This window comes from Oribacterium sp. NK2B42 (assembly GCF_000424445.1).
GTDB lineage: Bacteria > Bacillota > Clostridia > Lachnospirales > Lachnospiraceae > Oribacterium.
The window spans coordinates 1-22,815 of record NZ_AUJX01000041.1; the positions used below are offsets into that span (position 1 = coordinate 1).

Below are 22,815 nucleotides of genomic sequence, written 5' to 3' on the forward strand. Positions count from 1 at the left end.
ATCCTCGGATTTTTACCGTTCCTGCAAGGGATTCAAAGGAATGGAAGATTGAGTATAACAAGAGAACTTCTTCTGAGAGATGCAACAAACGTGAAAAGGTAGATTACCTATTAGAAAACGGCAGACACCACTCTACAAAAATGTGGTACTGCCGCCTCTACTGCATCATGATGTGTCAACATCTTGACGCATGGGGCAAAGCTCAATCCGATAATCCTGTCAGAGATATATTCGCACAAGCTGCCTGATTTTTAGTTGATCAACTGATATCATTCTACCACATTGATCCCAAAAGTCACTCAAATCAGGTGCTTTGTTAAAGTACGCCTTTTTTAGAATATATTCCAGAAATACACTCATCATCTTCTGTTTTAGGATAGTATCCTCTTTTCAATGTTCATTCGGGGCGAATCCCCGTGTTATATGGTCAAAATCCGGTTGGATTCCGAAAAGCTATCTGTTTTTCATTTTTTTCTAACAATTGTACTGCACCCCATACCGCCGCCAATGCATAGTGTGGCAAGACCAATTTCGGCATTATTCTTTTTCATCCCGTGGATAAGTGTTACAAGTATTCTGCATCCGGATGCGCCGATTGGATGACCCAAAGCAATCGCACCACCGTTAATATTCAGTTTTTCTCCGGGAATGTTCAAGTCTCGCTTCACAGCGATTGATTGAGAAGCAAATGCTTCATTTGCTTCTACAAGATCAATATCTTCCATTTCCATATTCAGCTTTTTGAGTAGCTTTCTCGTGGATTCTACAGGTCCTATACCCATAATCGACGGATCAACACCGCCAAGCGCACCACCAAGCCATTCAGTTTCAGGTCGAATACCGAATTCGCGTACCTTATTCTCAGACACTAATACAACTGCCGCAGCGCCATCATTGATTCCGGAGCTATTGCCGGCAGTAACGATGCCATCAGGCTTGAATGCAGGCTTGAGCTTTGCAAGAGACTCAACAGTCGTCCCTGTTCTTGGGCCCTCGTCTGTATTAATTACTGTGTCTCCCTTTCGTCCTTTAATAATCACGGGAACGATCTCATCCTTAAACCTTCCAGCCTCAACAGCTTCACACGCCTTACGCTGGGACTCCGCTGCAAACTCGTCAAGTTCAGTTCTTGTAATTTCCCACTGTTCAGCCACATTCTCAGCTGTGATACCCATGTGATAGTTGTTCATTGCTTCCCAAAGGCCATCGTTGACCATCGTGTCAATGAGCGGCGTATTAATCATTGGGCTGCCCATCTTATAACCATAGCGCGCGTTCATAACGGCAAAAGGGGCATTTGACATGGACTCCATTCCACCGGCAATAACGATGTCTGCATCGCCATTCTGAATCATACGTGCTGCCGAATTAACAGCATCCAGACTAGAACCACAGACAATATTAATTGTCTGCGCAGTAGTGGTTACCGGAAGCCCGGCTTTTATAGCCGCCTGCCGTGCAACATTCTGTCCAAGTCCAGCCTGCAATACGCATCCCATAAAAACATGGTCAACTGCGTCAATTGGAATACCAGCGCGTTTTACCCCTTCTTTAATCACAAGTTCTCCCAAATCAATAGCTTTGAGTGATGAAAGAGCCCCACCCATCTTTCCAATTGGTGTACGACAAGCGCCCAATATGTATACCCTTTTCATTTCAATATGTCCCTTTTTTATCTCTGCTAAACAAATTACCATTTTACAATATATATCATCCGTAAAATTCAAAACGTGAAATACTTGAAGAAAACCTACAGAAATTACATTATATTTTTCTCAATATCATGTGGATGCTCATCCAATATGTTTTTAATTACTCCTGTGAGTTGTGTGCTAGAAATGCCGGACGTGTGCGGAAGATAAACTATCTCGACGCCCAGTGGCTTAAACTGTTCTTCAAAACGGTTCCAGGCATCTGTTCCTTTCCAATCATCACCTACAAACATCTTGTTGAAGTGGTACTTTTCCCAAGCACCAACCTTATTCTTATCAGACTGAGGAACAACTCGATCGACGTACTTGAGTGAAGCTACTATAGCCACTCTCTCATCATATGGAATTACCGGTGTTTTGTTCTTCTCATGTTGCACCAGTTCATCTGTACTTACACCTACAATTAGATAGTCACATTGTTCCTTCGCTCTTCTAATAATATTCAAATGACCAATATGAAACATATCATATACGCCAGTTGTATATCCAATAACCATAATTAGTTCCCCTTTAAGCTTCTAATTTTGCATATTTTTCTAAATTTTTCAAAGAATATGTAAATTCATCAATACGCTTATCAATATCTGGTATCCTCATATAATCCCCATATGTTGCTTTTAGTATACTTTCGTAATCTTCAGGTATATAAAATGTTAGTCCATTGGCAAGGGTTATTTTTTGGGGCACCCCGAACCATTTTGACTTAAAGATATTTCTATTCCTACCATTGTAAGTACAGTATTCATACTTATCAAATGGCTTTTCTAGTAGTTTTAGATACTTTCTTTCAAGAAGCATATACGGATATATAAGATACCTAAAGTTTTTTATTTTTCTTTTTATTCTAACCATACGACTGTAAACTCTCTTGTTAGAAAATTTGTAAATTGAACAATTATAAAAATATCTTCGTAGCCTATAATTTTTCTCTTGAATTCGAGGATCTGCTTCTTCTCCTATCAGCCAAAAAATGTCCACATGCAAAAATGCACAATCATAACCCTTTGGTGCAACTTTAATGGTGAAATGGCGACAGTCTCGATTTCGGTATCTAGTATCATAATGAAAGTCTTCAGATAAGTCTGTATCTAACACTTTTAAAAGTTCATCTCGATAGCGATAAGGAACTAGAATATCAATATCATAATCCCATGGAATTTGACCTCCATCTCTAATTGCTCCCAATAGGCTTCCAAATGCAAGATAATATGTAATATTATGTTTCTCGCAGACTTCGTGAACCTTATTTAGAGTTTTAACTGCTAATTCTTGATATTCGGTAAATCTGTGGTATTGAGTTTTGATAAAAGAATTTATTTCTTCATAAAACATATCTGTATTATTTGAAAGAACCATCTTGATTTAACTTCTCCTTCCTAGTTTTTTCTTTAATTCTGTTTGTCATAATTATTAACCGTCATTCATCAAATGCTAAAATCATCGCGTTCAAGTTAAGAGAGTAACGCTACTTCTTTAATCCATTATTATATTCTCCTCGTACCACAATGATCAGGTGATTTACGTCTTTATTGTATTTTCAAGTCCTTAATTATTCTTGCAGGAACTCCACCAATTATCACATAGTCTTCGGTAAAATCATGTGTCACCACTGCTCCGGCAGCAATAACCACTCCTTTACCTGTTATGTGAACTCCTGCAAGAACAATAGAATTGACACCCATCCACGTTCCTTCTCCAATATAGACATCTTCTTGTTTATGAATATGATCTTTATACTGACCATTAACCCACTGACTTGTATCAAGCGAACCAGCTGTTATCTGCGAACCTCTGGACATGGTTACATAATCACCTATATACACTTCTCCTCTTGGTGCTATCTGTGCTCCGTTATTGATGGTGAAATGGTCACCAACATGAATCTTATGAGGCTGAAAAACAAGAGGCTTTCCATTGACTTTCAAATGAGTTCCACATTCTGCAAAAACAAGCCCAAAATATCGAGAACGTTGTACCCCCCACCATTTATATATCCAATATTTGAATTTCTGTATTCTTCTTGCTATAAACCTTGCCGGTTTTTTTAATAGCTTTTTTATAGACTGTTTCATTTAACACTTTTCTCCCTGTCTTTAATGTTTTACAAATCTGTGGCGTATGAACCGAACAATAACATTCAAATCAGAGCGATAAAAGATAACCGACAGCACCAGTGATACTACTGATGAAGTTAAGAAGGTAATTAGACCTTTTACCAACCATCCCACCCAACCACTAATCTGTATCATTGAAATCTGAAGATTGGAACAAAAAATTGCAATCATCGATCCCATGACTGTCCAAGCCATCCTAAGCCAGACCACTTTAATGCTTCTATTAAGAATGTGATGTGATACAAAATATGCATACGATCCCGTTCGGTAAACATTTGCAACAAGTGTTCCGACAACAACACCATTCAGCCCTATGATATTAACGAGCACAATCGAGATTATCAAATTAATTACCGCTTCAATAATCGCAGGATTTTTTGTTTCTTTGAAGAATCCTGTAGCATGAACCAAAGTCCTGTAAGGCTGACGTAAACAAAAAACTGCCTCTGCTGCTGTTATAAGCAATGCGAAATCAAATCGTAGATAATTCACGTCTGATACGTTGGATGTATATAATTCAATAAAGGGAACAAGCAATACACCAATACAGGAAAAAACTATAACTACTATCATAGCCATAGCATATTCATATGCTTTAAAGCTTTTTTGAAGAGCTTTCATTTCCTGGTTAGCCCACATATTACCAAAAGCTGCTTCAATACTTGTCGCAGAGCCTTTGATGAGTGTTTTAATTTTGCCGACGATTGCATAATAAACCGTGTAAACCGATACAAGTTTAATGTCAAGAAAAGCTGTCAAGATAATTGTATCTGTATTGTCATGAACAATATTTGCAAGCGAGTGAACTGCTGCATCATTCCTTTTTTTCAGGGCATCTTTCCTCGGTTCGCACTTCTTATCAAGTTTATAATGGTGTTCTACATAAAATGCTACGCCAATAGGTGGTATGGTCATCACAAGTGCACTGGCACCCTTGACTTCAAATATATTGCCTCCTCTATTTATAATGACTACAATCACAATAGTGCTTAGAATCTTCGCAGCAATACCCAAAAAACTCTTGATATAACTTTTCTGATCTGCTATAAGCAGGGAATAGTTTGCTGTTCCTAAAAAGTATAAACAGAATGAATCAATGGCTATGATACCTATAATCATGGCGCATTCGCTATGAGGAATATTACTGTGGGAGATGAACGGAAAAAAGAACATTAGTACGATAGCAAAGACAATCAACACCAACCCGACTTTTCTCATATAGTTGGTCGCTGCCTTCATGATGCTACTTGTACCTTCATAATCATTATGAGCCAAGGAGTGATACAATTCGGCTCTTACAGCCCCTGAAATTCCAAGCGTAAGGAAAGAAATCATGCTTAACAGCTGTGTTGCCGAAGAAATTACACCGTTATAGGTTGATCCAAAAGCTCCTAAAATAAGCCTGGGAGTTATTAGCCCGCAAACCATAACTACAAATTCAAACATAAATGAACTTGCAATATTAATAGCTGTTTTCTTTCTACGATTCATACAAAGCAATACTCCCCCTTTCGTCTTGATTTTTTCAAACAATAATTGTATATAAAACATCTACTTTATGCTTCTATCTCATAATACAGTCACTAAAATCAGCAAGCTCCAATGCCTTCTTTCTCATTCTTTTAATCTGTTTATTTTTAAAATAGTAAACAAGCAAATCGGTTCGAAAAAATTTAATAGTCTTGGAGTTAAGTATCATATCAAATTTATGCTTAAAAATGGCCCGACGGAATGCTTTTTGCATCCAAGCATAGCTAATCTCAAGCTCAAATTTTCTCTGATCATATATTTTCCTTTCCTTATTTGCCTTGATAAGCTTACTGTTATAATTTGCGTATCCTTTGACATCATTTTTGTAAATATCATTTGTTGAAAAGCAACAGTGGAATTGCTTTTCCTCGTCTGTCATGCTACCAAGAAGATTAATAGCTTGTTCAAGTGAAACCATGTGTGAGTACTCGAGTTGGTCGTTTCTGTTTACAGAAATTTGACCATCATGTATTCTATACAGCAGTAGCATTTCATTCAGCATATCTATTTTCCCATACTTCATTAATTCTAACCACAATTTATAATCCTGACTCTTTTTTATCCTTTCATCGTAGCTGATTCCGTTCTGAATAAGTGCATCACGTCGTATCATGGCAGTAGGATGAGGAACCCCAACATTTCGAAAGAGCATTCTAATCTTTATAACTTCCTGATCAGGCATCCAATCGCACAAAGGATAAATATCCAACGCATGATTTGGATCCAAAGAAGTACATATCTGAGTACCCAACACTACAACTTCAGGATGAGATTCCATGTAATGGAACTGTTTTTCCAATCTGTGATGAAATGCCACATCATCAGCATCCATTCGTGCAATATATTTTCCCTTAGCAATTGCTAAAGCTTTATTTAAGCTTTTTGTTAACCCTAAATTATCTTCATTCTCTATAAGAACAATTCTTTCATCATTTTCCTGATATTCCTTAACAATTTGATAACTGTTATCTGTTGGCTTATCTGTAACAATAATAAATTCTATATTCTCATAAGTTTGTTTGCAAATGCTTTCTATAGAATCTCTCAAAATAGATTCCTCAGTATTAAATACAGACATTATAACAGATATTAGTAAATCGTCCATCTCTCATCCCTCGCAACATGGCTAATTAAGAATTTTAGGTTAGGTACAACTGCAAATATAGCTATCAACAAAGGATCAAATAAACAAGGATTTAAGAAACCAAGCAAGAAAAACATTGCAGAAATAATAAAGAATAAATCTTTTTCTGCGCGACTATTCATATCTCTGTACACTTCAACAAATAATCCTATGATAATTGCAAATACTATGATTGAACCAATTATTCCAAAAACCCCAAGCATATCATACCATTCTTGATGGCATCCAATAATACCATATCCATATTCTGAATAACCGACTCCTAACAACGGATGGTTCTTGAAAGTCTCTAAAGAATAGCTAGCTAATTCTTCACGGCGATTATAGCTATATGAACGTCCTGAAGATACATTCAAGATTCTTCCCGCAACATACAATAATCGATCTTTTAAAACGTAATTTAAGTTCTCAGTCCAATCAATAAGTAAATTCATAACATGATTCGGAAATAAAGAAATTACCAAAAACATAATTATACCTAGAAACAACACACTTATGAGAAACACCGATTTATCATCTCTAAGTGCCTTAAAGAAGTAAACAAATAGGATACCTATCATGGTCATTATTAAAGCGGTAGCGAGTAATGTTCTTGCTATAAAATATAGGTACACAGCCAACACTCCGAATAAAAAAATAGTTTGAATATTTTTCTTATTCTCTCTATATATCAGCAGGAACAAAACAATTACTACATAGAACGGAATTGCGTATATTTGATTAAATCCGGCAACTTCTGTTTCATATCCATATTTAAATGCGTATCTGATGGCATATACATTTCCACTTGATATAACAAGTGAAATTGACCGAAAACATGATAATGCTGTCACAAACAGTATTGATATTACATATAATCTTCGTTCACTCTCTTTTGCAATATAACGAATGAAGATAAACGCTGTAAAGGAATATAGCATATGAACAAATTTTAAAGCATGCTTTATGGGAGCATTAAACCCCCTCACACTAATTTGACCTGAAAACAGAAGCAATACTAATGCAAATAAAGTTAATATAAGTAGAGGTACTGTTTTAATGATTTTTTTATGCGCAAAAAAAATCCCAATTGTCACTAGTGAAATCACCAATTGTATAGTACCCATACTATCACCTATCCCGTAATAAACCATAGCAGCTGTGATGAGATACGCCACAAACAATAATGTCGAAACATCTATTGATAACTCTGGAATTTTAAAACTTAACTTCATTTATTAATTCTCCCAACCGAAACAATCTTATATTTCAAAAGATGATTTCTGCGGGTATAATTCTTCTAAAATCTCAGAAATCCCTTCTTTTATTTCTCGTATTGTATCCTCGTTATTGACAGTTACATTGTCATTTATCACTACAGTCTTGACACTTTTGTCGCTCAAAAGCAGCTTTAACTTACCATTATCAGTATCATTTATTGAGCATACCTTGCCATAAGGTTTTATTGGTTCAAACTTTCCACTTACAATTTGCCAATATCGCATCAACCATTGGTTAACATCACGTCTTGCTCTAAATCTGTGCCTACACGTATAATCTAATATGGCAAATTCTTTATCCCACACCTCTTCAAATGTTGACTTTAAAAATGGATTACATTGGTGCATACTTAAAAAACCTGTAAAGTACGGCCATGGCAGCAAGCATATCGTGCGAAACAAATTTGTCCCATATAATGGAGAAAACCATTTAGTCCATGCCTTTTCTATTACATCTGATTTTTTAAAATTTGAATTAATAATTTCTACGTCAGTCAAAGTAATATCATGAATAGATCCTCGTGTTGCAGTATTGATCGGACTCAACGCAGCATAATCTCTTGGAAGACCATTAACAAAGAAATCAGTAGGTTTTAATCCCTTTAGGACCAACAAATCGTCGTTAAAATATATAAAATTTTCGGACAATCCCTCAATTCTATGAATATTCAATTCTATAGGATTGGCAGAGAAAGTTGGTAGATACTCTTCGGGAATAAAGTCTCTATGATTGACAATAACCAATTTTTCTGCTTCTTTGTTAAGCCAGCTCGGAATATGCCCCCACGTTATGAAGAAAACCTTTCTAACCCAAGGCATATATAAATCGATACTTCTTAGCAGATATTTTATTGTATCCCAATCTCTGTATCTACGATCTCGTGCATCAACTGAATCCAAATTACTTTCAAGCTGAGCAAATTTATTCTTTTCTGCCCTCCATAACGGATCATTTGAATCCACCCATGGGACTACTATATCTATAGCTTTGTCATTCCGTTCCATATAATAAACCTCACACACTATGTATCAGTTTCTTTGCAATCCCTAAGGTTTTATACATTACAATATACATTCCATATTGTCGTTTCTTCAAAAGGAATGAAGCAACCTTGCAAGCCTTCTTTCTCATATACGGATAATCTGCCTTCAATGCTTTTTGATACAATTCCTGATTGAGGAACTTTGCTGTCGCTTCATGTCTTTGATTATAATCATCGGAATTATCTTTGTGGTAGAATTCTTGCCTAATGCAGCGCTGCGCTTCCAAAAATGCTCTTATATAATATGATTCCTGTAGGCGACTTCTCAGTCCTCTTTCATCAATGAATGCTTCAGTTTTTATAAAAAACCCATCTACATCTGCAGAAAGTCCTTTTCTGTACTTTCCTGTTGCAGATAATTCATTCATATAATAATGATATAAGTAATAATTTGCATAATATATATGATGCGCATTAAAAATCAAATTTAACGAAAACAGTGTATCCTCAGCAAATCTAACGCTCGTATCAAATGTTATGTTTTGATCACGGATATATGATGTTTTGATCAATTTTGCATAGGGACTTCCTAATGTAAAAAAACACCTTCGGTACACAGGTGTCCTTCCCAGAGATAATCCCGCCCCCATTACCTCGCACTTACGTTCAAGCGTTTCGCCATAGTCAACATTCTCGCATACATAAAATCTATTGGGAATTTGATAACCATCTTTATCCCCATATCCATTAAAGAAAATGAAATCGGCATTCGTATTAACTGTCAAACTAGCAAGTATTGAGTAATATCCTTTTTCAAGATAATCATCGGCATCCACGAACATCATCCAATCGCCGGAAGCCTCCTTGATTCCTATGTTTCTTGCATTGGATACGCCTTTATGTGACTCATAAATTACCCTAACACGCTTATCTTCTGTGTATGTTTGTATATATTCAATATACTCTGCCGGAGAACCATCATCAATTATCAGTACTTCTATGTCTGCGTCCTTATCATCCAAAAGACTATTCATACACTTTTCAAAATACTCTCTAAGAGTACAGTAATGCGGAACAATTATTGATATCATGAACTTTCCTTATTTACTCTTAATTCGCAAACACTCTAGCCGGATTCCCGAAGACTCTTGTATTCTCCGGCACCTCTCTTATAACAACGCTTCCAATACCCACATAAGACCACGCCCCGATTTCCATACCAACAGCTATACAAGCATGGTCACCAATAAACGCACCCTCGTGAAGCACTGTCCCACCGGTGATTCCACAGCTGGAACTTACCGTTACGTAATTCTCCAACACAGCATCGTGACCGAGGATCGTGGATTGTAAGGTCACGAAATCTCCTATCTTAACACCTGTGGCAATCTTGGCGTTCGGATAAGCCACAAGCCCTACGCCTAGATTAAATTCGGAGTATATGTGGACACTAGGATGTATGATAGAAGCAAACTGTGCACCTTTCTCAATCATGGCTGAGCCGATAAGTTTCTTTACTGCCGGACTTGCAATTCCCATAACGTATTTTACGTCTTGCTTTGGCTCATGATCTTTTATGGAACCAATAATCTGATACTTGCAAGGGAATCCCTCAAGCGCATCTACATTGTCATCTAGAAAACCAAGAATATTCCATGTAGGTTCAAGCTTATTTATATCTTCAATCCAGTTCGCAACTTCGCGACCACATCCGGCTGCGCCAACTATAATAATGTCTGTCATCATCTCACCCCACATACATCGCATCCATTTTCATGTAACGAATCTTTCCACTCTCATTTCTCAGGATTTCTGGCACCACTAATACTTTAAATAATGTTTTGTATAGATTCGTCTTCTCTGCTATGAACTCCAAAACTTGAGCTTTCTTACTCTCATCAGTAATATATATGTTCATCCGCTGATCCGTTCCGGAGCAAGCACACTCGATATTAAACTCTTGCTGGATCAATCTCTCGCTCTGATCCAAACTTACACGAAAGCTGAGTAGCTTCAGGAAACGCGATAAACGACCGGTCACGTAATAGCAACCGTCCTCATCGCGTCTGGCAAGATCCCCCGTGTGATATTCCCCATTAAATTCGTCATCCTTGAGCAAATCCTCTTTACAAACCGCATACCCCATCGTGACGTTAGGTCCTTTATAGCACATCTCCCCCTCGGCAACCGGGTCAACAATTTCCTTCCCATCTTCATCAATCAAGAACAGTTCTCCTTCCGGGATTGCTCTTCCGATGCTACCTATCTTGGTAATCGACAGTTCAGCTGGAAGACAGGCCATACGAGCAGAAGTCTCCGTCGTACCAAAAGATGCTATGAATCGTTTCCCGGTCTTCCGAGCATACTCCGCAAGCTGAGTAAATCTTGCATCTGTCAACTTGCCGCCACCCTGAGACAGAGTATGGAGATCCGGCAGGTCCATACGATCAAAATGAAGGCGATACAGGATGTCATAGCTGAAAGGTACTCCAGTAAAGTTCGTGCCGCGCTCTTTCTTGATATAATCCCAGAACTCACCACTCATGAGGTTGTAGGTAGTAAGGAGAACAGTTGCCCCGACATACAGATGTGTGTTAATCACATTCAGCCCCATCGTGTACTGCATACCGAGATCGCAAATCGGGCGTTCATCTTTTGTCCAGCCGAAGGCAATCGCCACGTTTTTCGCATTAGCTTCGAGGTTGCCTTTTTTATAGCGTACAAGTTTTGGACTTCCCGTGGTTCCAGACGTGGTCATACAAAGCTGAAGCTTTTCATTTAATGGGTACAATTCATTACCGGTCTTCAAAAGGGCATAACCGCAACATTCATAAATCTTCTCATATTCAAGCCGGACTGCTTCCTCAAAAGGAGCCCATACATATGCAGGTGTGTAGATTTTAAGGAGATTAGTAAGTAGGTCATTGTCAATCTTGGCGTTAAGGGTAACCGGAACAGCCTCATGCTCTACAAAACCAAGATATCCTACCATTGAACCCACAGTATTCTTGCAGAGAAGGAAAACCAAAGATCGTGGTTCAACCTTGGAACCGACGGCGTTTATCAGTCCGACAAGTTCTCCATAGGTTACACGATTATCCTCATTATCAATTAAAGCCAATTTATCTTGTTGCTGCTCGTCAATGTTTAAAAACATAGACCTATTTCCTCCTCTTTCGTACACTCGCATGATGGTGCTCTTCTTGCATAACGTTATCCCTCTCACATAATAGTGCAACCATCGACAGGCAAAATCTGCCCTGAAATATATCCGGCATATTCGGATGCCAATAATAAACAGCCTCCTGCAATATCGCTAGGCTGTGCAATTCGCCCTATGCAAATATTACTGATTCTTTCCTTAAGCTTCTCTATATCTGCCTGCTCCATCATTTCAGTTTGTGTAAGACCGGGAGCAATGGAGTTTACTCGTATTTTTTTTTGAGCCAGCTCCTTTGCTGCGCTTTTCGTCAGCGCAATTACTGCTCCCTTTGTAGCTGAATACACGAGCTGTCCGGGGTTACCTCTCAAACCAACCACAGAACTGATGTTTATAATACTTCCACCGTTTTCATTACGAGCCATTATCCTGCTGACTGCCTGAATCATTTCAATCATCCCATAAACATTCACATTAAACATCTTTTCCATGTTTTCACGGGAAATCATTCCAATCAGCTCGTTGTACTCTACTCCAGCATTATTCACCAGAACATCTATTTTTTCGAACTGCTTCTTTATAGCCATTACGTTCTGCCGGACAGCGTTGGAATCAGAAATGTCAAAATAAAATGGATGAAGATGATTCCGATAATTACTTTTACCGATCCATTCATCTGCAGATCCCGGTCTTGCGCCATTTACTACCACTTCTGCCCCTTCGGATGCGAAGAGAAGTGCTATTTCCTTTCCTATTCCTCTAGTTGAACCAGTAACTATACATATTTTGTCTTTCATTAGATTATTCATACTTTTTGTGTCATCTTATAAAAGAAAAGTCAGAATTCTACCCCATACCGTTTCAAAATATCCATTCCATTCAGATATCCTCCATAATGGAGTATATCCTCTGTCTCAAACATCACATCGAATGTGGTTTCCAATTCACTTATGAGCGTTAGATGTGCAAAGGAATCCCATTTCTCTACCTCTTTGAAATTAAACTTTTCGTTCAGTTCACTATCATTGACTCCGAAAACATCTTTAAAAATCTGTGCATACTTCTCTCTATTGCTCATTATTGTTTTTCCTTTCATATTCTCTAAACCTCTTCCAACAAACTTCCACAGTTTTGTCTGAAAGCCCGCCTTTAGTGCTTTGTTCTATCTCAATCTTAGTTGTTTTCCTTCTCTTCTCTATCAAATCATCCAATGGACAAATGTACTTTGCGGGCACTCCTCCATATACGCCATTTCCTGGAATGCTTTTGTTGACAAGACTCCCAGCCGCAATTACTGTATTTGAACCTATCGTGACATCTGGGAGAATTGTCGTATTGGAACCTATAAACACATTATCCTTAATATCGATTACGCCAATTCTTTCCTGAAAATCATTTTTTTGATATTTGTTATTCAACATTCGATGAATTACATCATGATTAACAAAATCCACTTGAGAAGCAATCCATACATTATTTCCTATTGAAATAAGCTTTGGGTATAGAGGGATATGGCGAAACATAGTCATACAATTATCACCGATATGGTATAACACATTATGTTTTTTAAGATATCTTGCCCTTTTGTTTCCGGTTAAACACAAATACATCCCAACCGTATGTTTAAATCGATACCAGTTCATAGATTATTTCTCCGACTAATTAATTTCCCGTACTAACATAAAGCTCTCTGCGTACTTCACTCCAATGGTTGATCCTCTGTAAGCAGCCATAGATTTAATTCCTTCTATGGAACGAGGATGTGGGTAGTCTTTAATCTGACTCTGATAACATCTCATCGCATTAATTTTATCTTCTATTGTTTCTTCAATATCAACCCAACTGGTCGGAGAAAAACTATGATCCCCATACGGGATATTCCACCCTGTTTCTGACAAAGTTTCATACATATAAGCTTTTTTTACTGTGCATTCAGGTAATGGGCGAATAGCAACCAAAACAGCTTCTGTGACATATCGATGATCTAAATGCATATCCCAAATGAACGGCATATAAACAATTTCTGGTTTAATCCTTTGTACCACTTCACCGACTTTAGCGTTCAATTCTGTCTTGGAATAGTCTGCAAGCTCGGCAACGGGCAAATTTAGAAAAATTGAATTCTCTACCCCTAACATTTTATGTGCCTTGATTGCCTCTTGTTGCATCATTTTGTATTTTGGTCCACTTGTCACCTCGCATACAGTAACTAAGTGTCCCTCTTTTGTATATTTACTTATTGCTCCCCCTACTCCCAGAACCTCATCATCGTTATGCGGAGCAAAAACTAAAATTTTCATGTGTTTTTACTTTCCTTTGCTTTTTCAAGAAGATTATATCCTTTAAATTCTTCACGAGTATCTCTGGATCTATACTCACTTCCGATAATAGCCTCTTTAGCTATTGCAAAAATCATTCTGACATCGACAAAAAAGCTACAATTCTCAACATACCAAACATCATTTTCAAACTGATCATTCCAACCCCAAGTTGTTTTAGGTTTTAGCGGAACACACGCAAGCCCCGGTCTAACTTCATGTCTTATACTATGACGTTTAGAATATAGCGGAAGATATCTCACATGCAATGGTCGTGGCCCAACGATACTCATTTTTCCTGTCAATATACAGAAAAGCTCTGGCAGCTCATCCAAAGAAAATCGTCTGATGAACTTTCCAAACTTTGTTACTCGCCTTTCTCCGGGAAGGAGGTTTCCATTCTCATCCGTTTCATTTGTCATAGAACGAAATTTATATATTTTAAATATCTTGCCATGCAATCCTGGTCTCTCTTGTGAGAACAAAATAGGTCTCCCATGATATATTAGTTCAAGAATTGATATGACAAGCAATAATGGGCATAAAACTATTATTGCTATACTACTCAGTACAATATCGAACATCCTCTTTATTACTACTGAATATAGTGTTCGTCTTACCTTTGGAATCTGATCAGCCATAATCACCTCTCATCATTTAGCTGGATTACCTTTAACAACTACTCCATCTTCAACATTCTTTACAACAACTGAACCCATACCAACAATAGACTTTACTCCTATGCGTCTACCATTCCGTATCGTACTGTTTCCACTGATAAATGCCTGATTTCCTGTTGATGAGCTTCCAAACATAATCGTCTCACCAACTACAAAAGTATCTTCACCAAGAACGACATTGTGTGAGATAAAAGTGCTATTATCCACCTTGGCACCACGTTTAATCACTGTGTTATCTATTGCACCACGAGCAATGACAGTTAATGCACCAATCTGAACATCATCTTCCAAAACCACACCACCAAACTGTGGCATGGTGAGTGCTTTACCTGTCTCATCCCGATCTGTTGATAACCCATCCGCACCAATAACAGAATTTTCGCGAATTACTACATTGTTTCCTATGTGGATTTCTCCTACTAGTCGTGCACCAGAACCCACATAGCAGTTGTTACCTATTTCAACCTCCCCACCAATAAAAGCGCCAGGAAGAATTTTACAGTTTTTTCCTATTCTTGCAGTTTTGCATATGTATGCTCCACTTATAACCTCATAATCTTCTATAGGAGGATAATAGGTAATTGAATTCTCCTTGTAGAATAAGCAATAATCTTTCCTGGGTTTTATGCAACGAACAACTGCATGCCTACGTTCTATACCGATTGGAAGTTCAACCGTATCTGGCCAAAATATCAAACAATTACTGCAATTGTGAAAAGCCTTTACTTTATCTATATATTGCTCTCCAATAAACATCACCGCATTATCCTTTGGATAATTGAGTGAAGCTGGGCGGACAACATCAAAATTCTTATCACCTACATATTTGCTTACATTGACTCGAAAATATTCTTTCATTCTTCTACCCTATTAAATAAAAAAGGTTCGTTGTTGCTGACCCACCTATATTCAACATCATTCCACACACTGTAACAATCGTAATACTGAAAGTCACATCAATATTGTTTTGAAGATCGCCATCAAATAAGCAGAGATTTGACTATTTAACCATCCATAGAATCCATATTATACAACTCAGTTTTGTTTTAAAAATCTAACTATCCTATTTATGATCCATGCGATTCTAAACGATAATGCACTCTCAAAGTGTGGAAAAAAAACACCAGTCTGAAGTCTTAGTTCCCAATTATTATTCCCAAACAGCGGTATATTTTTCTTTGTGAAAATATTCATGTCACGAATATCAGCGTTATACAGTATCCGTTCTCCTTTATCACAGCTGTAATAGTGTGCCCATGTTCGCGCTACTGCCTTCGCGCATAACCCTAATTCGAGATTTACAAAACCTGGTAACCGGTTTTCAAGAAAATCATACCTTTCCTTGTGAGAGCGCCAATAACCTATTAGATTTTCAATATTGATTTTTCTCGACAAACTCCCTTTTCTCACATTGTAGTTATATTTAATAGCAGATATTGTGCAAACACGATTTACGGAGTAGAGAATTCTGTATGTAGTCGCTACATCCTCAAAGACTCTTCCCTCGGGAAATCGGATGTGTTTGAAACAATTCTGACTCCACAGCTTATTCCATACTGTATCATTTAACCGGTGTTTATATAATTCTCTGATAGCTTCTTCACCAGGTATAGTCAGCTCTTTCTTCTGCCTAACGATAATCTTGTCGGAATATAGACAGTTAAACCCGCACTCCACAATATCCGCCCCACTCTCTATTGCTCTATCATGCAGCACCTCATACATATCCGCTTCAATCCAATCATCCGAATCCACAAACCCGATCCACTCACCTTGAGCATTGTCTAAGCCTAGATTCCTCGCCGCACTCAGCCCCCGGTTCTCCGTATGAAAGACCTTGATTCTATGATCCTCATCACCATACTCATCGCATATCTGTCCGCATCCATCTATGCTTCCATCATCTATAACAAGTATCTCGAGATCTCTGTATGTCTGGTTCACTATGCTGTCAAGGCATTTTCTGAGGTACGGCTCAACGTTATATACCGGAACAATCAATGAAATCATTTTATCACCTAAAGCATCTATGTATTACGTCTATTATCTTCTCCTGCTGTTCTTTCGTCATTTTATTATCACTCGGCAGACACAATCCTCTTTTGAATATATCCATTCCAACATCCAGCGATTTGCCCTGATCTATATATGCATTGCTCTGACCGCGTCCATTTCCTCTTGCTGTCACAAAGGCATGCGTTCTGTAAATCGGCTGTGCATGCATCGGCTTCCAGATTGGTCTTCCTTCAGCATTGATAGACGCAATCGCCTCAAGGATTTCAGTCGGGCAAGACTTTCCTGCTTCCGGTGTATAAAGAGCACTATTATCGTCTCTAACCTGCCTGCACATGGCATCCTCATCTATGATCATGCAACTGAGCCAGAAATTCGGAACTGATTTCTCTTCATCATACGGATTCATCTTTACAGGAAGGTCTCTCAATCCTTCTTTATATCTTTCATATATAGCTCTCTTTTGATCGATATGTTCCTGAAGATAAGGAAGCTGTCCTCGAATAACTCCGGCAATTACATTGCTCATTCGGTAGTTGTAACCGATCTCCTCATGCTGATACCATGGGGCATTCTCTCTGGACTGTGTGCTCCATTTTCTGACTTTATCTGCATCCTCTTTAGAATCCGTCAGGAACATGCCGCCGCTGGATCCGGTGATGATTTTATTACCATTAAATGAGATACAGTTATAATCACCGAAAGATCCTGTCTCTTTCCATTCGCCTTTGTAAAAGTACTTTGCACCAAAGCTTTCTGCAGCATCTTCTATGATTAAAGCACCGTGTTTATCACATATATCTTTAATCTCTTCTATTTTTCCGGGAGTCCCATACAGATGCGCTAACACAACAAGCTTTGCTTCCGGATAGATTTCAAACGCTTTCTCCAGTGCCTCCGGATCCATGTTCCAGGTATCGTATTCTGTATCTATGAATACCGCTTCACCATCTTCATAAGCTACAGGATTTATGCTGGCATCAAATGTCACGTCAGAGCATAGTACCTTCCTGGATCTTAGTGTTCCCTCATATGGTCTTGCCTGCCCGTAAATCTTCTCTCCGGCAAGCTTAGTTGCCAGGTGAAGTGCTGCTGTTCCGGCGCTTAATGCAACTGCATATTTAACTCCGACATAATCAGCAACCTTTGCCTCAATCTCATTCAGATTCTGTCCAACAGTAGACATCCAATTAGTCTTGTATGCCTCTGTAATATACTGAAGCTCTTCTCCATGCATTGTTGGACTCGATAACCACACCTTATTCTCAAATGGCTCTATTCCTTTGAATCTAGGATCACTTCTGAAATCCATCCTTGCTCCTCTTCCTTTTATTAAGTTTCGAACATACAATGTATGATAACAAAAATCCCCTATACATATTGAATGTGGGTGACAATCCTGCCACCCACGCATCATACTATGTCAACTTACGCAATAGATTTTTTACTCTTTGCTACCACCTTATATGTCGGAACCACGCTAGCTACCAGAGATTTTATATCATCACTCTCCTGCTTCGATTCCTCATCCAGCATCTTCAGCATCTTCATGAATTCCTCGTCATCCATATCTATGGGGTGTCCGATATATATAAGGTCATTTGCCGTCTTTTGTAGGCCCTCTTCATCCATAAGGAGCTCTTCGTAAAGCTTTTCTCCCGGACGAAGTCCTACGATTTTTATAGGGATACCATCATCATCGGGTGTGAATCCGGAAAGCTTTATCATATTTACAGCGAGATCCATGATTTTCACAGGCTTACCCATGTCAAGGACAAAGATTTCTCCGCCCTTTGCATAGTAGCTTGCTTCCAACACCAGGGAAACCGCCTCCGGTATGGTCATAAAGTATCTCGTCATTTCAGGATCTGTAACAGTAACCGGACCGCCTTCCGCGATCTGCTTCTTGAAAAGAGGTATGACAGAACCATTGGAACCAAGGACGTTTCCGAATCTCACTGCCATGAACACGGTTTCAGGATATTGTCTGCTCATCATCTGGATGATCATCTCACAGATTCTCTTGCTTGCACCCATTAAGGATGTAGGGTTAACCGCCTTATCCGTTGAGATAAGAAGGAATCTCTTTACACCGTTTTCTGCCGCAGCTTTTGCAGTATTGTAGGTTCCCATAACGTTATTCTTTACGGCTTCATTAGGACTCGTCTCCATAAGTGGTACATGCTTATGGGCTGCCGCGTGATAGATTATGTATGGATGGTATGTCTTTATGACATCCCGAACTCTTTCCTCATTTCTTACTGAACCAATCAGTGTCACCACATCAAGCTCCGGATACTTTCTTTTGAGCTCCTGCTCGATAGAGTAGGCATTGTTCTCATAGATGTCGAAGATTATGAGCTGCTTTGGTTCTGAAGCTGCTATCTGTCTGCAAAGCTCGGAACCTATGGAACCGCCGCCACCGGTGACCATTATAACCTGATCCTTTATGGCCTTCCTTATCTCTTCAAGGTTTACATGAACTTCATCTCTACCGAGAAGATCAGTGATTTCCACATCCCTGATTTTTTTGATGCTTACTTCACCGTTAACCAACTGATCGATACCGGGAACCGTCTGCACCTTGCAGCCCGTATCTTTACAGATATTAAGGATATCCTTCCTGTCCTTCTTACTTGCTGAAGGGATGGCAAAGACTATCTTGTCGATGTCATACTCTTCAACCAGTCTCGGTATATCTTCTCTTGCGCCTTCTATCCTGTGGCCCTCGATATATCTTCCCTGAAGTCTCGGGCTGTCATCCACTACTGTCCTGATAACGAACTCTGCTCTTCTGCTAACCTGCTGCTCTCTGATGATGGTTCTAGCTGCCTGACCGGCTCCCACCAGGAGGACATGATCGAGACCATCGGGATTCTTCTTATTGTGGCTTAGATTAATGTTGTATCTGATGAGTCTATAACCAAATCTTATAAATACACACAGGAACAAGCTTGAAAAATATCCTATCAGTACAACGCTTCTCGGTACCCAGTAAGGCATCATCAGACCGTATATCACTAGAAGACACGCTATAGCCATATATGCCTTAAGGATACGGTTTACTTCTGACACTCCGGCAAATCTCCATATACTGTGATACAGCCTGAACACGTAGTATACGATAAAGCTTGCAAGGACCAAAAAGAGTATGAAGCTGAAAAGATTGTTTACGTATCTTTCGGGAACGCTCTTTATGCTGAAATCATACCTTATGAGAAGAGCAAGAAAATATGAAAACACCATGGAGAGGCCGTCTGCAAATATGAGCATTACCTGTCTCTCGCGATACAGCCTTGTTTTCTTTTCTTTAATTCTGTTTTGTTTCTTCTTTTCTGCCATACCCATATCCGTACTTCGCGTATTTAGTATACTTTCCGTACTTCTTTCCATACTTACTGTAGTATCTGTTGTAGTAACCGCCCTTGGTCATATTTACCTTATTAAGGATAACACCCAGAAACCTGACTCCGGTTCGGTCAAGCTGCTCCTTGGCTCTCTGGAACATATGCCTGGAAGTCACTTCAGACTCTACCACAAGGGCTGCTCCGTCTGCATACTTTGTAAGGATGGCTGCATCTATGACAGTTCCAATGGGAGCCGTATCCATGATGACGATATCATAGTTAAGCTCTTTTATAAGCTGAAACAGCTTGTCACACATTTCATCCTCAAAAAGCTCTGTGGGGTTCGGTGAGTAGGGTCCTGCAAAGATCATATCCAGGTTAGGGATCTGAGGATCTGTATAGAATCCGTCTTCCAACTCCACCTGACCTGTAAGCATCTGGGATAGTCCGGATGTCGATCCCTTTATCTGATGAACTCTGACAAACTCTGATTTACGTATATCACAGTCCATATACAGTGTATGCTTTCCTGACTCTGCAAAGGCCTTTGCAAGTTCAAAGGAGGTTGTGGACTTTCCTTCATTGGGTGAAGTTGATGTGATAAGTATATTTTTTACTTTTGAGCCTGAAAACATGAGATTGGTTCTCAAGGTTTTCAGGGCTTCGGTGTATCTGAAGTCATCATTCTTTTCAAGTTTTAATGTTACTTCATGTTTATTGATCATCATGCGATAAATTCCTTACTTATGAAGTTTGTTTCTGTATGCGTAGCTATACTGATCTGATTTTTTGGCAGCCTCTGCATCCTTCTCGGGAATGGATGCGAGAACCGGAAGACCGAAATACTTGTCGATGTCATCCTGAGTTTTGATGGTATCATCCGTAACCATAGATATCGTGATACCCGCAACTGCTATCATAAAGAAAAGCATGGCAACAATCACCGTATTCTTTCCTGTATGAGGTCCAGTTTTCTTTAAGGGTATCTCACCGTACTCGATGATCTTCGGGGGATCCTGCTCCATGATGTCGGCTATGTAATCAGATGCGCACTCTGCGATGGCATCAGTCAGGGCCTTGGCTCTTCTAGGGTCTGTATCAAGAACAGAAACATTCAGGATTCTGGTGTTGTTTGGGTTATTGAGGGTTATCTTCTTTCTGAGAGCAAGATAATCCATTCCCTCGATGCCCAGCTTCTTGATAACATCCTCCATAACGGTACGTGAGGTAACGAGAACCTTGTAGTCCGCTGTAAGCTGTGAACCTATCTGAAGGTCCGCCAGAGACGTAAGGGTGGTTTCCTTAGTCATTACGTAGATAATGGAGGTGCTGGTATAGGTGGGCACCATGACAAATTTAGAAACTGCATAGCCTATTCCGCCTCCTACAACGAGAGACAGTATAAGCAATAAGATGTGTTTTTTAAGTTCAAAAAAAAGCTCAACCAAATCTATGGTGATCACATTGTCCTGCTGAGACTTAAGTGGCACCACATTTGTGGGCTTACTGTTATTGTTTTCAGGCATAAACTACTCTTCCCCTTCTCGGACACCCCTTAGGTTTCTGCAGATCACAGATCGATCTCCTCATCCTGAGGTATCAGTTTTGCATTTCTATACAGGATTGCATCTCTGTAATCCTCATCAAGATTTTTTCTTATCCAGCTTACGGCTGAACTTATGACAGGCGGTCTCGAATCCGCCCGGTGCATGTCGGTGCCGAGGAAATGGGCCTGTCCGTTTCTTAAGGCATCTCTTACAAATTTTGTTTCCCCGTCAAAAAGAGAACCAAATCCCGTTTTCCCTATGGGCTCTGTTGAAATCTGGATGTAAGCCCCGAGAGACATGACCTCTTCCAGGCCATTCTCCCTTAAGCCCTTAAATCGCTCTGCATGGGCGATGATGGGCAGGAAGCCTGCGGTCCTGACATTTCTCACACACTTAAGGATGGTTTTGTAGCTCTCCAGAGGATAGAACTCTATCAAGGTATATCTGCTTCCCGCAAGTGTAAGGATATCACCTTTCTCCATGCGCTCCGTCATGCTGTCGAAGTAAAGGACTTCATTTCCGGTATATAGCCTCACCACTATTCCGGCTTCCTTTACAGCTTCTTCTATTTCAGAAAGCTTTTCCCTTATACGGTTTGGGTCCGTGGGGCACTCCACATAGTAGTGGGGTGTGGCAATGATATCCGTCGCTCCCTGCTCCACAGCAGAACGTATAAGCTTTACAGATTCCTCTATGTCCCGGGAGCCGTCATCTATGTGGTAGATGATGTGAGAGTGTATATCGAACATCTCGGGTCTCCTCTATAAACGCATGTTTTTCGCCGTTTATCTCTGACATACAGATGCAGATCTAATCGGCTCCTAAATCATGTTTTGTTACAGGCCTCGGAAACTCCGGAGCCTGTATCAAGGCATAATTTAGCAAGGGTACAACCGATGACAGTTTCTAATCTCTCATACCGGAATAATCCCTTGCGTAGATTTTTTTATTATGAAAGGCAGAAGACCGGGTCTCCTGCCTTTCCGATCCATAATCCTGATACAATTT

The 22,815-nt window shown here is 39.3% G+C and carries 23 protein-coding genes and 1 pseudogene; 1 reads left to right on the forward strand and 23 read right to left on the reverse strand.

The window, feature by feature from the left end; all coding sequences use genetic code 11:
* A pseudogene (locus tag G625_RS22860) lies at positions 1–248 on the forward strand (hypothetical protein); the annotation flags it as partial.
* A gap of 216 nt (positions 249–464) precedes the next feature.
* Here the strand turns inward: G625_RS22860 and G625_RS0111070 are convergent.
* The 23 genes from G625_RS0111070 to G625_RS0111180 all read right to left on the reverse strand — a co-directional run bounded on the left by G625_RS0111070 (position 465) and on the right by G625_RS0111180 (position 22,556).
* Entirely contained in the window at positions 465–1,655 is a 1,191-nt protein-coding gene (locus G625_RS0111070) for an acetyl-CoA C-acetyltransferase (protein ID WP_029201172.1), read from the reverse strand.
* A 104-nt stretch (positions 1,656–1,759) separates the two neighbouring features.
* The gene (locus G625_RS19545) at positions 1,760–2,209 is read right to left on the reverse strand and encodes an adenylyltransferase/cytidyltransferase family protein (protein ID WP_044932426.1); all 450 of its coding nucleotides are present in this window, start codon (positions 2,207–2,209) and stop codon (positions 1,760–1,762) included.
* Between the two features lie 13 nt (positions 2,210–2,222).
* Positions 2,223–3,068 carry a LicD family protein gene (locus tag G625_RS0111080; RefSeq protein WP_029201173.1) on the reverse strand — a complete coding sequence of 282 codons (846 nt, stop codon included), beginning with the start codon at positions 3,066–3,068 and terminating at the stop codon, positions 2,223–2,225.
* A gap of 170 nt (positions 3,069–3,238) precedes the next feature.
* On the reverse strand, positions 3,239–3,784 hold the full coding sequence (locus tag G625_RS19550; RefSeq protein ID WP_049895859.1) for an acyltransferase: 546 nt from the start codon (positions 3,782–3,784) through the stop codon (positions 3,239–3,241).
* Between the two features lie 21 nt (positions 3,785–3,805).
* The gene (locus G625_RS0111090; protein ID WP_156885101.1) at positions 3,806–5,317 is read right to left on the reverse strand and encodes a lipopolysaccharide biosynthesis protein; all 1,512 of its coding nucleotides are present in this window, start codon (positions 5,315–5,317) and stop codon (positions 3,806–3,808) included.
* A 73-nt stretch (positions 5,318–5,390) separates the two neighbouring features.
* A complete protein-coding gene (locus G625_RS21345; protein ID WP_049895860.1) occupies positions 5,391–6,461 on the reverse strand; it encodes a glycosyltransferase family 2 protein in 1,071 nt (356 codons plus the stop codon).
* Positions 6,446–7,714: an O-antigen ligase family protein gene (locus G625_RS0111100; RefSeq protein ID WP_029201175.1), complete on the reverse strand. Its 1,269-nt coding sequence runs from the start codon at positions 7,712–7,714 to the stop codon at positions 6,446–6,448. The genes G625_RS21345 and G625_RS0111100 overlap by 16 nt, the downstream gene beginning before the upstream one ends.
* A 27-nt stretch (positions 7,715–7,741) precedes the next feature.
* Positions 7,742–8,764 (reverse strand): Stealth CR1 domain-containing protein, encoded by a 1,023-nt coding sequence (locus G625_RS0111105; RefSeq protein WP_029201176.1) that lies wholly within the window; start codon positions 8,762–8,764, stop codon positions 7,742–7,744.
* A 10-nt stretch (positions 8,765–8,774) separates the two neighbouring features.
* Positions 8,775–9,833, reverse strand: a complete 1,059-nt coding sequence (locus G625_RS0111110) for a glycosyltransferase family 2 protein (protein WP_029201177.1) — start codon at positions 9,831–9,833, stop codon at positions 8,775–8,777.
* A 19-nt stretch (positions 9,834–9,852) separates the two neighbouring features.
* On the reverse strand, positions 9,853–10,500 hold the full coding sequence (locus tag G625_RS0111115) for a NeuD/PglB/VioB family sugar acetyltransferase (RefSeq protein WP_049895861.1): 648 nt from the start codon (positions 10,498–10,500) through the stop codon (positions 9,853–9,855).
* Positions 10,490–11,899, reverse strand: a complete 1,410-nt coding sequence (locus tag G625_RS0111120; protein ID WP_029201179.1) for an AMP-binding protein — start codon at positions 11,897–11,899, stop codon at positions 10,490–10,492. Before G625_RS0111120 ends, G625_RS0111115 begins: the two co-directional genes overlap by 11 nt.
* Before the next feature lie 65 nt (positions 11,900–11,964).
* On the reverse strand, positions 11,965–12,699 hold the full coding sequence (locus G625_RS0111125; RefSeq protein WP_242826630.1) for an SDR family NAD(P)-dependent oxidoreductase: 735 nt from the start codon (positions 12,697–12,699) through the stop codon (positions 11,965–11,967).
* Between the two features lie 41 nt (positions 12,700–12,740).
* The gene (locus G625_RS0111130; protein WP_242826631.1) at positions 12,741–12,998 is read right to left on the reverse strand and encodes an acyl carrier protein; all 258 of its coding nucleotides are present in this window, start codon (positions 12,996–12,998) and stop codon (positions 12,741–12,743) included.
* Positions 12,970–13,545, reverse strand: coding sequence for an acyltransferase (locus tag G625_RS0111135; RefSeq protein ID WP_044932429.1), 576 nt, complete (start codon positions 13,543–13,545; stop codon positions 12,970–12,972). The genes G625_RS0111130 and G625_RS0111135 overlap by 29 nt, the downstream gene beginning before the upstream one ends.
* 15 nt (positions 13,546–13,560) lie before the next feature.
* The gene (locus tag G625_RS0111140) at positions 13,561–14,202 is read right to left on the reverse strand and encodes a PIG-L deacetylase family protein (RefSeq protein WP_029201183.1); all 642 of its coding nucleotides are present in this window, start codon (positions 14,200–14,202) and stop codon (positions 13,561–13,563) included.
* Positions 14,199–14,861, reverse strand: coding sequence for a sugar transferase (locus tag G625_RS0111145; protein ID WP_044932433.1), 663 nt, complete (start codon positions 14,859–14,861; stop codon positions 14,199–14,201). Before G625_RS0111145 ends, G625_RS0111140 begins: the two co-directional genes overlap by 4 nt.
* Positions 14,862–14,873: 12 nt before the next feature.
* Positions 14,874–15,758 carry a hypothetical protein gene (locus G625_RS21350; RefSeq protein WP_049895862.1) on the reverse strand — a complete coding sequence of 295 codons (885 nt, stop codon included), beginning with the start codon at positions 15,756–15,758 and terminating at the stop codon, positions 14,874–14,876.
* 177 nt (positions 15,759–15,935) lie between these two features.
* Positions 15,936–16,910, reverse strand: coding sequence for a glycosyltransferase family 2 protein (locus G625_RS19565; RefSeq protein ID WP_049895863.1), 975 nt, complete (start codon positions 16,908–16,910; stop codon positions 15,936–15,938).
* Between the two features lie 4 nt (positions 16,911–16,914).
* Positions 16,915–18,225, reverse strand: coding sequence for a DegT/DnrJ/EryC1/StrS family aminotransferase (locus G625_RS0111160; protein WP_044932435.1), 1,311 nt, complete (start codon positions 18,223–18,225; stop codon positions 16,915–16,917).
* Between the two features lie 116 nt (positions 18,226–18,341).
* A complete protein-coding gene (locus G625_RS0111165; RefSeq protein ID WP_044932437.1) occupies positions 18,342–20,255 on the reverse strand; it encodes a polysaccharide biosynthesis protein in 1,914 nt (637 codons plus the stop codon).
* On the reverse strand, positions 20,224–20,988 hold the full coding sequence (locus G625_RS0111170) for a CpsD/CapB family tyrosine-protein kinase (protein ID WP_242826632.1): 765 nt from the start codon (positions 20,986–20,988) through the stop codon (positions 20,224–20,226). Before G625_RS0111170 ends, G625_RS0111165 begins: the two co-directional genes overlap by 32 nt.
* A 12-nt stretch (positions 20,989–21,000) precedes the next feature.
* Positions 21,001–21,786 (reverse strand): YveK family protein, encoded by a 786-nt coding sequence (locus G625_RS19570; protein ID WP_044932439.1) that lies wholly within the window; start codon positions 21,784–21,786, stop codon positions 21,001–21,003.
* Between the two features lie 44 nt (positions 21,787–21,830).
* Positions 21,831–22,556, reverse strand: coding sequence for a CpsB/CapC family capsule biosynthesis tyrosine phosphatase (locus G625_RS0111180; RefSeq protein ID WP_029201188.1), 726 nt, complete (start codon positions 22,554–22,556; stop codon positions 21,831–21,833).
* Positions 22,557–22,815 lie beyond the last annotated feature (259 nt).